13 protein-coding genes are annotated in these 13309 nt (G+C 70.8%); 10 read left to right on the forward strand and 3 right to left on the reverse strand.

Features of this window, described 5'->3' with window-relative positions; translation table 11 throughout:
• The first annotated feature begins 100 nt into the window (after positions 1–100).
• Genes AB0F17_RS10360 through AB0F17_RS10390 form a run of 7 tightly spaced genes read left to right on the forward strand, consistent with a single transcriptional unit; the run spans position 101 to position 6146 of the window.
• A complete protein-coding gene (locus tag AB0F17_RS10360; RefSeq protein ID WP_358019426.1) occupies positions 101–958 on the forward strand; it encodes an ABC transporter permease in 858 nt (285 codons plus the stop codon).
• The gene (locus tag AB0F17_RS10365; RefSeq protein WP_358019428.1) at positions 955–1755 is read left to right on the forward strand and encodes an ABC transporter permease; all 801 of its coding nucleotides are present in this window, start codon (positions 955–957) and stop codon (positions 1753–1755) included. The genes AB0F17_RS10360 and AB0F17_RS10365 overlap by 4 nt, the downstream gene beginning before the upstream one ends.
• Positions 1756–1775: 20 nt before the next feature.
• Positions 1776–2846: a spermidine/putrescine ABC transporter substrate-binding protein gene (locus AB0F17_RS10370; RefSeq protein ID WP_358019431.1), complete on the forward strand. Its 1071-nt coding sequence runs from the start codon at positions 1776–1778 to the stop codon at positions 2844–2846.
• Positions 2847–2848: 2 nt separating this feature from the next.
• Positions 2849–3925 carry an ABC transporter ATP-binding protein gene (locus tag AB0F17_RS10375; protein ID WP_358019434.1) on the forward strand — a complete coding sequence of 359 codons (1077 nt, stop codon included), beginning with the start codon at positions 2849–2851 and terminating at the stop codon, positions 3923–3925.
• A 32-nt stretch (positions 3926–3957) separates the two neighbouring features.
• Positions 3958–4746 carry a carbon-nitrogen hydrolase family protein gene (locus tag AB0F17_RS10380; protein ID WP_358019437.1) on the forward strand — a complete coding sequence of 263 codons (789 nt, stop codon included), beginning with the start codon at positions 3958–3960 and terminating at the stop codon, positions 4744–4746.
• A complete protein-coding gene (locus AB0F17_RS10385) occupies positions 4743–5420 on the forward strand; it encodes an RraA family protein (protein ID WP_358019440.1) in 678 nt (225 codons plus the stop codon). Before AB0F17_RS10380 ends, AB0F17_RS10385 begins: the two co-directional genes overlap by 4 nt.
• A gap of 3 nt (positions 5421–5423) precedes the next feature.
• On the forward strand, positions 5424–6146 hold the full coding sequence (locus tag AB0F17_RS10390; protein ID WP_358019443.1) for a 3-keto-5-aminohexanoate cleavage protein: 723 nt from the start codon (positions 5424–5426) through the stop codon (positions 6144–6146).
• A gap of 48 nt (positions 6147–6194) precedes the next feature.
• On the opposite strand, the gene AB0F17_RS10395 is transcribed toward AB0F17_RS10390, so the two are convergent.
• Positions 6195–8102 carry an ABC transporter ATP-binding protein gene (locus AB0F17_RS10395; protein WP_358019446.1) on the reverse strand — a complete coding sequence of 636 codons (1908 nt, stop codon included), beginning with the start codon at positions 8100–8102 and terminating at the stop codon, positions 6195–6197.
• Positions 8103–8136: 34 nt separating this feature from the next.
• Positions 8137–10125 carry a PhoX family phosphatase gene (locus AB0F17_RS10400; RefSeq protein ID WP_358020852.1) on the reverse strand — a complete coding sequence of 663 codons (1989 nt, stop codon included), beginning with the start codon at positions 10123–10125 and terminating at the stop codon, positions 8137–8139.
• Between the two features lie 137 nt (positions 10126–10262).
• Here AB0F17_RS10400 and AB0F17_RS10405 point away from each other — a divergent pair, with 137 nt between their 5' ends.
• Positions 10263–10730 (forward strand): sterol carrier family protein, encoded by a 468-nt coding sequence (locus AB0F17_RS10405; protein ID WP_358019449.1) that lies wholly within the window; start codon positions 10263–10265, stop codon positions 10728–10730.
• Here the strand turns inward: AB0F17_RS10405 and AB0F17_RS10410 are convergent.
• Positions 10727–11890 (reverse strand): hypothetical protein, encoded by a 1164-nt coding sequence (locus AB0F17_RS10410; protein WP_358019451.1) that lies wholly within the window; start codon positions 11888–11890, stop codon positions 10727–10729. The genes AB0F17_RS10405 and AB0F17_RS10410 overlap by 4 nt on opposite strands.
• 142 nt (positions 11891–12032) lie before the next feature.
• Between AB0F17_RS10410 and AB0F17_RS10415 the strand changes: the two genes are divergently transcribed.
• Positions 12033–12437 carry a MarR family transcriptional regulator gene (locus AB0F17_RS10415; RefSeq protein WP_358019454.1) on the forward strand — a complete coding sequence of 135 codons (405 nt, stop codon included), beginning with the start codon at positions 12033–12035 and terminating at the stop codon, positions 12435–12437.
• Positions 12438–12531: 94 nt separating this feature from the next.
• Positions 12532–13278 (forward strand): SDR family NAD(P)-dependent oxidoreductase, encoded by a 747-nt coding sequence (locus AB0F17_RS10420; protein ID WP_358019457.1) that lies wholly within the window; start codon positions 12532–12534, stop codon positions 13276–13278.
• Positions 13279–13309 lie beyond the last annotated feature (31 nt).

Genomic DNA, 13309 nt, shown 5'->3' on the forward strand with positions numbered 1-13309 from the left:
CTAGATCCACTGATTTCGCGCGCGTTTCCCCTGGTGGCCACCGTATCGCCACCTTGAGGATGAGTGCACTTCCCACGACTCGTGCAAGGAGTCCGGACGCGTGAACGTGATCCCAAGGCGTGGTCTGCTGACCTCGGCGCTGCTCGCCCCAGCCGGGCTGGCCATCGCCGGGCTGGTGCTGATGCCGCTGCTGCTGGTGGTCCGCGACAGCTTCGCCCTCCCCGACGCCTACGGGGGCATCAAGCCCGGATTCTCCCTGGAGAACTACGGGAACCTCCTCGACCCCGTCTACCTCAAGGTCTTCGGCTACAGCCTGGCCATGGCCGCGCTGAACACCGCGGTCTGCCTGGTGCTCGGCTACGTGGTCTCGTACTACGTCGTGGGACGCCCGCCGCAGCGGCAGATGCTGATCCTGCTGCTGATCATCGTCCCGTTCTGGACCGACTTCCTGGTCCGCACCTTCGCCTGGATCAACCTGCTCAGCCCCGGCGGCCCGATCAACGGCCTGACCGACGCGATCGGGCTGACCCATGGGCCGGTGCAGTGGATTCCCAGCCAGGGGGCCTCGTTCGTGGGGCTGGTGTACGCGTTCGTGCCGACCGCGGTCTTCCCGATCTACGCCTCGCTGCGCGGGATCGACCCGCGGCTCGGCGAGGCGGCCCGCGACCTCGGCTGCGGCTGGTGGGGCGTGCACCGGCGGGTGCTGCTGCCGATCGCCCGCCCGGGACTGCTGGCGGGCGCGCTGCTCACCTTCATCCCGACGCTCGGCGTCTTCGTCATCCCCGTCCTGCTCGGCGGGGGCAAGGACCAGTTGGTAGGCAACCTCATCGTGACGCTGTACACCGAGTTCCGTAACCAGCCGATGGGGGCGGCGGCCTCCGTGGTGCTGCTGCTGCTGATGCTCATCTCCCTCGCCCTGTTCGGCCTCGGGGCCAGGCGCGTGCGGAGCCGGGCATGAGCCGCCGCGTGCTGGACGCGGCCGCCGCCTGGGTGGCGCGCGGGGTGCTGGTCTTCCTGTACGTGCCGATCGTGGCCGTGGTCGTGCTGTCGTTCAACGACTCGGACATCACGTACAAGTGGGCAGGCTTCAGCACCCGCTGGTACGGCGAGCTGATGGGCGACACCAGCCTGCTGGAGGCGCTGCGGACCAGCGCGGAGGTGGCGGCCATCTCCGCGACGCTGGCCACCGTCACCGGCATGCTCGCGATCATGGGGCTGGTCCGGCTCGGTCCCCGGCTCCGGGCGCTGTTCTCGGGCGCGATGTTCCTGCCGCTGGTCATCCCGGAGATCGTCCTCGGCGTGGCGCTCCTGTCCGTGTTCGGCGCGATGGACGCGACCCTGGGCGTGACCACGCTGGTGGCCGCGCATCTCGTGGTCACGCTGCCGTACGCCACGATGATCGTCTTCGGCGCGCACCAGGCGCTCGACTCCTCGCTGGAGGAGGCCGCGGCCGACCTGGGCTGCAACCCCTGGCAGGCGTTCCGCCGGGTCACGCTGCCGCTGCTCAGGCAGGCGCTGGTGGCCGCGTGGCTGCTCTGCTTCACGATCTCCTTCGGCAACATCGTGATGTCCACGTTCACCAGCGGCGTCGGCAGCACCACCCTTCCGCTGCGGGTCTATTCGCTGCTCAAGAGCGGTCTCACTCCCGAGATCAACGCGCTGGGCACGCTGCTCGTGCTCTTCACCTTCCTCGTCATCCTGGTGGTCGGCCTGCGGCAGATGCGCCAGATCCTCATCGGCCGGTCCTCCTCATGATCACCGCGAAAGGCCCCATCATGCGTAGAACACTCCTGTCCACAGCCCTGTTGACCGCGGCGGCGCTGGCCGTCACCTCCTGTGGCGGGTCGCAGCCCGCCGCCGGCAGCGGCGGGGGTGGCGGCGGCAAGGCGCTGAACGTCTACGCCTGGGCCGACGAGATCCCCAAGAGCGTGGTCGAGGGGTTCGAGAAGGAGACCGGCATCAAGGTCACCCTGGACACCTTCGACAGCAACGAGACGATGACCGCCAAGCTCAGCGCGGGCGCCGCGGCCTACGACCTGGTCGAGCCGAGCCAGTACAGCGTGCAGCAGCTCATCGGGCAGCAGCTCATCCAGCCGCTCGACCAGAGCAGGATCACCGGGCTGGACAACCTGGCGCCGAAGTTCCGCAACCCGTCGTACGACCCGGGCAACAAGTACAGCGTCCCGTGGATCTGGGGCACGACCGGGCTGGCCTACAACGACAAGTGCATGGCCTCGGCCACGAGCTGGAAGGTCCTGTTCGACCAGCGGTACAAGGGCAAGATCTACATGCTCGACAACATGCTGGCCGCCTACATCGCCGGGCTGCAGGTCAACGGGTTCCGCGCGACCACCACGGACAAGGCGCAGATCGAGAAGGCCACCGAGACGCTGCTGGCCCAGAAGCCGCTGCTGGCGGGCTACAACTCCACCAACTATCCCCAGCTCCTGTCCACCGGGCAGGCGTGCGCCGCCCAGGCGTGGAGCGGCACGGCGATGGCCAAGGTCGTCCAGTCGAACCCGAACGTCCACTACGTGATCCCGGAGGAGGGCGGCTCCATCTGGACCGACGGCATCGCCCTCACCAAGGGAGCGAAGAACACCGACGCCGCCTACAAGTTCATCAACTACCTGCTGCGCCCCGAGGTGGCCGCCAAGGCGACGGACGACGGCTCCTCCGCCAGCGCCAACCAGGCGGCCCGCGAGCACATCAAGGACACCAAGGCGCTGAAGAACCCGGCCGTGTACGCACCCGACGCCGACATCACCAAGGCCGACTTCCTGCTCGACCCCGGAACGGCCATGCAGTACTTCCAGCAGGGCTGGACGAAGGTCAAGGCTTCCTGACCATGACGACTCCGGCTCCCGCGGTCCGGCTCACCGGCGTGGCCAAGTCCTTCGGCCGGCAGTACGCGGTCAAGGACGTGACGCTGGACATCGCGCAGAACGAGTTCTTCTCCATCCTCGGCCCGTCGGGCTGCGGCAAGACGACCCTGATGCGGATGATCACCGGCTTCGAGACGCCGACGACGGGCGTGGTCGAGCTGGGCGGCGTGGCGGCCAACCGGCTCCCGCCGCACAAGCGCGACCTCAACATGCTGTTCCAGAGTTACGCGCTCTTTCCCCACCTGCACGTCGGCGCCAACGTGGCGTTCGAGCTCCGGGTCCGGCGCCGGCCGCGGGCCGCGATCGACGAGGCCGTACGGGGGGCGCTGGCCCTGGTCCGGCTCGACGGCTACGGCCACCGCCGGGTCAGCGAGCTCTCCGGCGGCCAGCAGCAGCGGGTGGCGATAGCCCGCGCGCTCGTGTCACGCCCGGCCCTGCTGCTCCTCGACGAGCCGCTCGGCGCGCTCGACCAGAAGCTGCGGGCGGAGATGCAGCTCGAACTCAAGAAGCTGCAGCGTGAGGTCGGGGTCACCTTCGTGTCGGTCACGCACGACCAGGAGGAGGCCCTGACCATGTCCGACCGCATCGCGGTCATGAACGAGGGCCGCGTCCTGCAGGTGGGCAGCGCGCAGGAGATCTACGAGCGGCCCGCCAACCGCTTCGTCGCGGACTTCATCGGCACCTCGAACTTCCTGACCGGCCGGCTCGGCCCCGGACGAACCCTGGTCGTGGACGGCCTCGGCGCGATCCGGATCCCCGGCACCGACCTGCCCGACGGCACGGAGGTCCACCTGGCCGTCCGCCCGGAGAACGTGCGGATCGCCCGTGCCGAGAACGAGCTGCCCACCGGGGGCGTCGCGCTCGCCGCCACGCTCCAGCAGGCGGTCTACCTCGGGCACGGCGTCCGCTACCACCTCGGCCTGGCCAACGGCGCCACCGCGGTCGCCGAACAGCGAGGGCCCGCCGACCAGGCACCCCGCGTGGGCGAGCGCGTGTGGATCGGCTGGTCCCCCGACCTCTCTCGGATCCTCAGCGAATAGCTCGGATCCTCAGTGAACAGAAGGAGACACGTATGAAGGTCGCCGCAGCGCAGTTCGCGCCCACCGGTGACATCTCGGACAACCTCGCCGTCATCGACGAGATGACGGCCGAGGCGGTCGCGTCCGGCGCCCAGCTCGTGATCTTCCCGGAGGAGTCGATGACGCCCTCCGGCGAGGTCGCCTCCCTGCGGGAGACGGCCGACCAGCACTGGCCGGGGTTCCTCGGCGGGGTCAAGGCCATCGCCTCGAAGCACGGCGTCGCGGTGATCGCGGGGGGTTACGAGGGCAGCGGTACGGCCCTGCCGTACAACACGATCGTCGCGGTGGACGCGCACGGCGAGCAGCTCGCCGGTTACCGCAAGATGCACCTGTACGACGCCTTCGACTACCAGGAGTCCAGGGAGATCATGCGGGGCGAGAACGCGCCCTGCGTGGTGCGGATCGGCGAGTTCAACGTCGGCCTGGTCAACTGCTACGACCTGCGCTTCCCCGAGTTCTCGCGGCTGCTGGTGGAGATGGGCGCCGACCTGCTGTCGGTGTCGGCGGCCTGGGTCAAGGGCCCGCTGAAGGAGGACCACTGGACGACGCTGCTGCGCGGCCGGGCCATCGAGAACACCTGCTGGGTGGTGGCGTCGTCGTCATCCGCGGCCGACTGCATCGGGATGAGCACGGCGATCGACCCGCTCGGCGTGGTCCGCTCCGCCCTCGGCGGCGAACGCCGGGGCCTGCTCGTGGTCGACGCCGACCGGGAGCGGATGGACGACGCCCGCACCCGGCTTCCCGTCCTGCGTAACCGCCGCATCATCATCGGACCGAGGTGACCGTGCCCATCCAGATTCGCGAGCTGCCGCCCGCCGCCGACGCCGAACTGCTCGACCGGCTGCTGGGCGTGGACTTCCCCACTCTGGGTCATTACCTGGAGGAGGGGTTCTGCGATCCGGCGCTGCGCCGCGTCGCCGGGGAGCGCAAGCTGGCCGGCCGGGCGGTGACCGTACGCATCACGCCCACCGACTCGGCCATGCTGCACCACGCGGCGAGCCTGGTGCGGCCGGGTGACGTCGTGGTGATCGACTGCGGCGGCGACCTCCGGCACGCGCCGTTCGGTGAGGTCGTGGCGAACGCCCTGGCCGCGCGGGGCGCCGCGGGCGCGGTGGTCGACGGCGCCGCCACCGACATCGACGCCCTGCGCGCGGTCGGCCTGCCGGTCTACGCCCGCGGCCTGTCGCTGCTCACCACGAAGCTGCACGGCCTCGCCGCCGGCGGCCTCAACGTCCCGATCTCCTGCGCGGGCGTCCCGGTGCGGCCCGGCGACCTGGTTCTCGGCGACGGCAACGGCGTGCTCGTCGCCCCCGCCCACCGGCTGGCGGCGGTGCTGGACGAGGCGCTCGCGGACGACGCCGAAGAACCGGACCTCGTCGCCGCTCTGTGGCAGGGCGGCCTGCTCGGCGAGCTCACCGGAGCGACGAACCTGATCCTCGATCCCAGGAAGGGATGACCTTTGTTCATCAAGGCCGCCATCAACGGCGGGCGTAGCCAGAGCGAGCACCCGGCCACTCCCGTCACACTCGGCGAGATCGCGGCGGACACGGCCGCGGTCCTCGCGGCCGGCGCCGATGTGGTCCACGTGCACGTGCGCGACGCCGAGGGTGGCCAGAGCATCCGGCCGGACGAGCTCGCCGCCGTCCTTCAGGCGATCCGCACCACCACCCCCACGGCCGTCGTGGGCACGACCACGGGCCTGTGGACGTGCCCAGGGCCCCAGGAACGGTACGAGCTGGTGCGGGACTGGAAGGAACTGCCGGACTTCGCCTCCGTGGCCTTCAGCGAGGAGGGCGCGGCCGAGACCGCCGAGCTCGTCGTGGCCAAGGGCATGGAGCTGGAGAGCGCGGTGTGGAGCGTGGACGACGTCCCGCCGCTGCTGGCCTCGCGGGTCCTGCACGACAACGTCCGGGTCCTGATCGAGCCGCAGGACGCCGATCCGCTCCAGGCGGTGGAGCACGCCCGCACCATGGCCGAGCGGCTGGTCGCGGGCGGGGTACGGTGCCCGATCCTCTACCACGGGGACGAGGCTACCGTCTGGCCGGTCCTGCGGGCCGCGGTCGAGGACGGGCGGCAGGTACGCATCGGGTTCGAGGACGGCCTGCTGCTGCCCGACGGGACCACGGCGCCAGGCAACGACGCCCTGGTACGGGCGGCCGCCGCGATCGCCCGGCGGCCGTGACCAGCCACCGCGATCCCCCTCCCTCCGGCAAACCCCATACGTAACCCCTTACGCGGCCCCGACAGTGACCGGCTCGCCGGTGGCAGCCTCCTCGATCGCCGGGTCGGCGAACTGGGTGCGGTACAGCTCCTCATAGCGGCCCCCGGCGGCCAGCAGCTCGGCGTGCGTACCCCGCTCGGCCACCCGCCCGTCCTCGATCACCAGGATGACGTCGGCCGCGCGGATCGTGGACAGGCGGTGCGCGATCACCACGGCGGTCCTGCCCTGCAGGGCCTCACCCAGCGCCTCCTGCACGGCCGCCTCCGAGGTGGAGTCGAGCGCCGCGGTGGCCTCGTCCAGGATCACCACTCTGGGCCTGGCCAGCAGCAGCCGGGCGATGGTCAGCCGCTGGCGCTCGCCGCCCGACAGCCGGTAGCCGCGCTCGCCGACCACGGTGTCGAGGCCGTCGGGCAGGGACTCGATCAGCGTGGCCAGCCTGGCCCGGCCGAGCACCTCCCACAGCTCGTCCTCATCGGCCTCGGGCCTGGCCAGCAGCAGGTTGGCCCTGATCGTCTCGTGGAACAGGTGCCCGTCCTGGGTCACCATGCCGAGCGTGTCGCGGATCGAGTCGGCGGTCAGGTCCCGTACGTCCACGCCGCCGATCCGTACGGTCCCGGAGTCGGTGTCGTACAGCCTCGGCAGGAGCTGGGCGATCGTCGACTTGCCCGCGCCCGAGGATCCCACGAGGGCGACCATCTGGCCCGGTTCGGCGGTGAACGAGACGCCGTGCAGCACCTCGGCCCCGCCGCGCGAGTCGAGCACGGCGACCTCCTCCAGCGAGGCGAGCGAGACCTTGTCGGCCGAGGGGTAGGCGAAGCGCACGTCGTCGAACTCCACCGAGACCGGGCCGTCGGGGACGCGGACCGCGCCCGGCCGTTCCTTGATGAGCGGTTCGAGGTCGAGCACCTCGAAGACCCGCTCGAAGCTGACCAGCGCGCTCATCACGTCCACCCGGGCGCTGGCCAGCGCGGTCAGCGGCATGTACAGGCGGGTGAGCAGCAGTGCCAGCGCCACGACCGAGCCGGCGTCGAGCTGGTCGCGCAGCGCGTAGAAGCCGCCGAGGCCGTACACGAGGGCCAGGGCCAGCGCGGACACCAGGGTGAGCGCGGTGACGAAGATCGACTGCGTCATGGCGGTGCGCACGCCGATGTCACGCACCCGCCTGGCCCGGCTCGCGAACTCCGCCGACTCGCGGGCGGGCCGGCCGAACAGCTTCACCAGCGTCGCGCCCGGCGCGGAGAAGCGCTCGGTCATCTGCGTGCCCATGGCCGCGTTGTGGTCGGCCGCCTCACGCCTCAGCCGGGCGATCCTGACGCCCATCCGGCGGGCGGGCAGGACGAACACCGGCAGCAGCAACAGCGCGAGCAGCGTGATCTGCCAGGAGATCCCGATCATCACGATGAGGGTCAGCACGAGCGTCACGACGTTGCCCGCCACGCTGGACAGGGTGTCGGTGAAGGCGCGCTGCGCGCCGATCACGTCGTTGTTCAACCGGCTGACCAGGGCGCCCGTGCGGGTCCTGGTGAAGAAGGCGATCGGCATCCGCTGCACGTGGTCGAAGACCGCGGTGCGCAGGTCGAGGATCAGCCCTTCGCCGAGCCCCGCCGACAGCCATCTGGTCAGCAGCCCGAGACCGGCCTCCGCCAGAGCGAGGACGGCGATCAATCCGGCCAGCCCAGCCACGATGCCGAACGCCTCACCCTTGACGATCGCGTCGACGACCCGGCCCGCGAGGACGGGCGAGACCACCGCCAAGGCCGCCATCACCACGCTCAACGCCAGGAAGAGCACCACTCTTCGCCGGTGCGGGCGGGCGAAGGCGGCGATGCGACGGAGCGTCGCCCTGGACAGCGGGCGACGCTCCGTCTGATTGTTCAGTGAGTAAAGCTGATGCCATGCGGTCATTTCCATGCTCATGCATGGCAGCCTAGGAGCTCAACTTAACTTCAGGTCAAGCGCCGACCTTCTTGCCCTGCGCGTGCCAGACGACGGCGACCGACGGACGCGGCTGGTCACCGTCGGGCCAGCGGCTGGCCGGCTTGTCCGGGGTGGCGCCGTCCAGCTCGCCCGGATGCTGCACCGCGACGAACACGCTGCGCTGGTCCTGGGTGACCATCGGCCCGCAGGTCTCCGCGCCGAGCGGCACCGTGAGGAACTGGCGCAGGTGCCCGCGCTCCTTGCCGCGCACCGGCATCACGAACATACCGTCGTTGCTGCCGAGCTGGTTGCCGTCGGTGGAGATCCAGAGGTTGCCGTCACGGTCGAAGGCCACGTTGTCCGGGCAGGAGATCGGCGAGACCTTCGTCTTGTCGTAGCCGGCGAAGTAGGTCGCGGGGTCGTTCGGGTCGCCGCAGATCAGCGGGAGCGACCAGGCGAACGTCTTCTCCCCCGCGTCGTCGCGCCGCTCGACGATCTCCAGCACGTGGCCGTGCTTGTTGGACGGGCGCGGGTTGGCCTCGTCGACCTGGGCCGCGGTGCGGTTGGTGTTGTTGGTCAGCGCCACGTACACGCCGCCGGTGACCGGGTTGCGCTCCATGTCCTCGGGGCGGTCCATCTTGGTCGCCCCCACCTTGTCGGCGGCGACGCGGGTGTAGACCAGCACCTCGATGGCGGTCATGCCGTCCACGTACGACCTGTCGCCCGAGACCAGCGGGATCCACTGGCCGGAGCCGTCGAAGGCGCCGTCGGACGGCAGCTTGCCCGACCCGTCGATCTCGGCGGCGGGGCTGTCGCCGGTGAACTTGGCGACGTACAGCGTGCCCTCGTCGAGCAGGTTCCGGTTGTGCCGGTCGTTGCCGGGGATGTAGCGGTTCTTCGAGACGAACTTGTAGATGTACTCGAAGCGGGAGTCGTCCCCCATGTACACGACCACGCGGCCGTCGCGGGCCAGCGTGGTGTTGGCGGCCTCGTGCTTCAGGCGGCCCAGCGCGGTCCGCTTGACCGGCGTCGAGTCGGGGTCGAACGGGTCGATCTCCACGACCCAGCCGAACCTGTTGGCCTCGTTCGGGTGCTTGGCCAGGTCGAAGCGCTCCTCGACGCGGTCGAACCGGCGGCTGCTCGCCGGGGTGCCGTTCGTGATCGTGTAGCGGGAGATGTAGGGCAACTGCGCCGCCGGGACCTTGTCGCCGTTGACGAAGTACTGGTCGATGTTCTCCTCGGCGGTCAGCACCGTGCCCCACGGCGTCGATCCACCGGAGCAGTTGTTCAGCATGCCGACGGGGGTGCGGCCGTCCGGGTCGGCGGCGGTCTTGAGCGGGTCGCTGCCCGCGGCGGGGCCGCTGAAGCGCATCGGCGTCTGGGCGGTGACGCGCCGGTTGTAGCGCCTGCGGCCGGTGGTGACCAGCTTCCACTGGCCGGTTCCGCGTACGCGCTCGATCTCGACGACCGAGCCGCCGTGCGCGGCCAGCGCGATCTTGATCTGCTCCTCGGTGGCGGCGACGCCGTTGGTGTAGCCGCGGAACATCAGGTTCTCGTTGGTGTACTCGTGGTTCACCCACAGCAGCCCGCGGTTGGCGCCCATCGGGAAGAGCGTGACGAAGTCGCAGTTGTACCCGAACTGCTTGGACTGCGCCTCGGCACTCTGCTGGTCGAAGTCGAACGCGGGCGCGTCGGCCGTCACGGGGTCGCCCCAGCGCACGACGACGGCCGAGGTGTAGCCGTCGGCGACGCGCAGCGCGTCCTCCTTGTTCGGCGGCACAGGGGTGAAGCGGATGTCCCCCGAGGAGTGGCCCAAGAGTTCGGCCTGCGGCTCCGTGGGCTCGGCCAGGGCAGGCACGGCTCCGGCGACGCCGACCCCGGCGGCCAGGGCGCCCAGGGTGCCGGCGCGGAGCATGCCCCGTCGGGAGATCGCCTGCGCGACCACGTCGCCGAAGTAGGTGTTGTCGCTGGGGTTGGCCACGTCGTGCGCACAAGCGTTGCCGCAGCGGAACCGGCAGGTCATCGCCGATCGGCCAGATGTATGTGTGGGCAGCAGCGGCAGCAGCCGGTTCGCCACAGGTCCTCCAAAAAAGTACGGTCTTCCGGCGGGGACGCTACGACCGTCATCGAAACCGCGGATGAACGACGACCTCCGGCACGATGAACGCTTCCTGGGGACACAATGGTGAGGTGCCTTCGCGGAAACTGGACCCAGAGAAATTGCGGGCCGCACTGGACGCCCAGCTCGTGGCGCTGGACGAACCACCCTTCGACGGGCCGCCGTCGGCACTGGCCGGCGCGCTGGTCTCAGCGGTGCTCGCCGCCTACGAGCGCGACCTCCGGCCCGAGCGGGACGCGGCCCGGCAGGCCGTGCGCCACCTCCTCGACCGGCTGGCGACCGCCGCACCCGGGAGGACGGTGGAGGTGCGTGTGCCGCCTTACGCGGCCGTACAGGCCATCGCGGGGCCACGTCACACGCGCGGCACTCCCCCGAACGTCGTGGAGACGGACGGCCGCACCTGGATCGAGCTCGCGCTGGGCCGCCTCACGTGGGCCGAGGCCATGGCGAAGGGCGCCGTCTCGGCGAGCGGCGCCCGTGCCGACCTGTCCGGCCATCTCCCTCTCTAGGCGTTACGCCGCATCCAAGGGAACTTGTCCTCGAAGCACTTGTCGGCGAGCTGGCCGGGGAGGTGGCCGCACTCCTGGACCACGTTCCAGAACCAGATGGCCACGATGGCGAAGATGATCAGTGCGAGGACACTGATCGCGATGCCCGTGATGGCACGGCCCTTGCCCACGCCCCTGCTGAGCGCGACGCTGCCGAAGACGATCGACAGGATCGCGGTGAGCAGGCCGGTGAAGCAGACGAAGACGAGGAACGGGCTGGCGACGCCCAGCACCAGCGAGGCCGTGGCCAGGCCGTTGCCCGGCTTGACGGGCTGGCCGGTCTGGTAGGGGCCGTACCCCGGGGGCAGGCCGTAGGGGGGACCGCCGCCGCCGGGCGGGCCGCCGTACGGGCTGGAGGGCGAGGTGCCAGGGACGGCCGGAATGGGCTCGGTCTTCGGTGGAATGTCCCGGTACGTCGGGGGAGGCCCGTACCCCCCGGGGCCGCCTTCGTACGGCGACCCGGGCGGACGGGCTTCCCCGTACGACGGCCCGACACCCTCACCAGGCGGCTGCGGACGGGCGTCCTCGAACGGCCACTCAGCCCCCTCGTCAGACGGCTGCGGGCGGGCTTCCCCGTACGACGGGCCCGCGCCCTCACCAGACGGTGTCAACGGGCGAGTCTCCTCGGACGGCGGCGGCTGCGCGCCGGGTGGCGCGAACGACGGACGGTCGTCCTGCGCTGACGGCGGCGGCTCTTCCGGCGGCGTGGTCGCCGGCTCGTAGCGCGACGGTGTCGTGGACCGCGGCGCACCGGGCTCCCCGCCTTCACGCTCCCAGCCCGGATAGGCCGGCCGCGCCCCGGGCATCGGGAACACCTGGGTCTCCTCCGCGCCGCCCTCCTGGTCCGCGGCCGGGCCCGGCGTCTCGGGAGAGGTGGGCAGGTCGGGGTGGAACGGCGTCCGCGGCTCCCCGCCGGGACGCGGCCGCTCCTCCGGGGGAACCACCGGCGGCGCGGGCGTGATCGGCTCCTCGACGCCCGGCTCCCCGTTGGCGCCCGTGCCGGAGTCGCCGGGCGCCCTGCCGGTGGGCTCGTCCTCGCTCGGCGGCCGGCCGGGCTCGTCCCGCGAAGGGCGCTCGCCGTCGTTCGGCCGGGGGTGGTTCGGATCTCCAGGTGTGGTCACGTCTGCGTCTCCCGACGGGTCTGCATGCCGGATACTTCACCCTTTCGCGCATGCCACCACCGAAACCGCACGACACGGTAAAACCCCCCTCATCCTTGGGTCACCATGCGCCAAACCGGCAGGCGGCAGGCAAGATGAGGACATGCTGGAAGAGACCCTGACCTACGCGCTGATCATGGTCATGAAGACGAAACGCAACCAGATGGCGGCGGCCCTGGTCCCTCTGGGCCTGCACAGCGGTCAGGAACTGCTGCTCAACCAGCTATGGCAGCAGGACGGCCTCACCCAGAGCGAGCTCATCGGCCGGCTGGGCGTCGAGCCGCCGACCGTCACCAAGACCGTCCAGCGCCTGGAACGGGCCGGCTTCCTGCACCGCACCCCCGATCCCGACCGGCCGCGGGTGAGCCGCGTCTGGCTGACCGACGCGGGCAAGGCCGTCCGCGAGCCCGTGGAACAGATCTGGGCCAGGATGGACGAAGAACTGCTGGGCACATTCGACGCGGAGGAGCGCGACGCGTTCGCCCGCCTGCTGCGTGCCATGCCCTAAGAACCCTTTCACTCCCAGCGAAACCGCCTTGCGGTCCGGCGCTCGGATGAGATTAGCTGGCTAATTAGTCGGCTAATCAACAGAGGGGTTCATCATGCACGTACTCATCACCGGGGGTTCTTCCGGCATCGGCGCGGCCACCGCCGTCGCCTACGGAGCCACGGGAGCCCGCGTCACCATCACCTACAACTCCGGCGAAGACCGGGCGGCCCAGGTGGTCAAGCGAGTGGAGCAGGCCGGCGGCACGGCCGCGGCCGTGCGCCTCGACCTGGCGGACCACGCGAGCATCACCGCCGCCGCGCGGGAAGTGGGGCCGGTCGACGCGCTGGTCGCCAACGCGGTGCGCTGGGGCACGATCATGCCCGGCAGCGTCCCCTTCGAGGACGTGCCCGCGGCGGAGTGGACGGCCGCCCTGCACGCCAACGTGGTCGGCAACGCCGTCCTCGTGGGGGCCGTGCTGCCCGGCATGCGGCGCAACGGTTTCGGGCGGATCGTGTTCGTGTCGTCGGGTGCGGCGGAGGAGGGGCTGCCGGGCCCCGGGGCGTACGGCACGGCCAAGATGGCCCTGCACGGCATGGCCCGCGCGCTCGCCTGGGAGGCCGGCAAGGACGGGATCCTGGTGAACGTGGCCGCCGCCGGATTCACTCTCACCGGGAGCGAACGGCCCGTCCCGCAGGAGGTCACGGACGCGCTCGCCGCCCGTACCCCCACCCGGAGGCTCTCGACGGCGGACGACCTGGCGGCACTGATCGTCTTCCTCGGCTCCGCGGCGAACCGCAACCTCACCGGCGAGATCATCCGCGACGGATCCAACGCCGGCCGGTCGGCACATGCCCTCTGATCTGGCCCCCGGGGCGCGAGCAGGGGAGCGG

It is taken from the genome of Nonomuraea sp. NPDC026600, from assembly GCF_040638335.1.
Lineage (GTDB): Bacteria > Actinomycetota > Actinomycetes > Streptosporangiales > Streptosporangiaceae > Nonomuraea.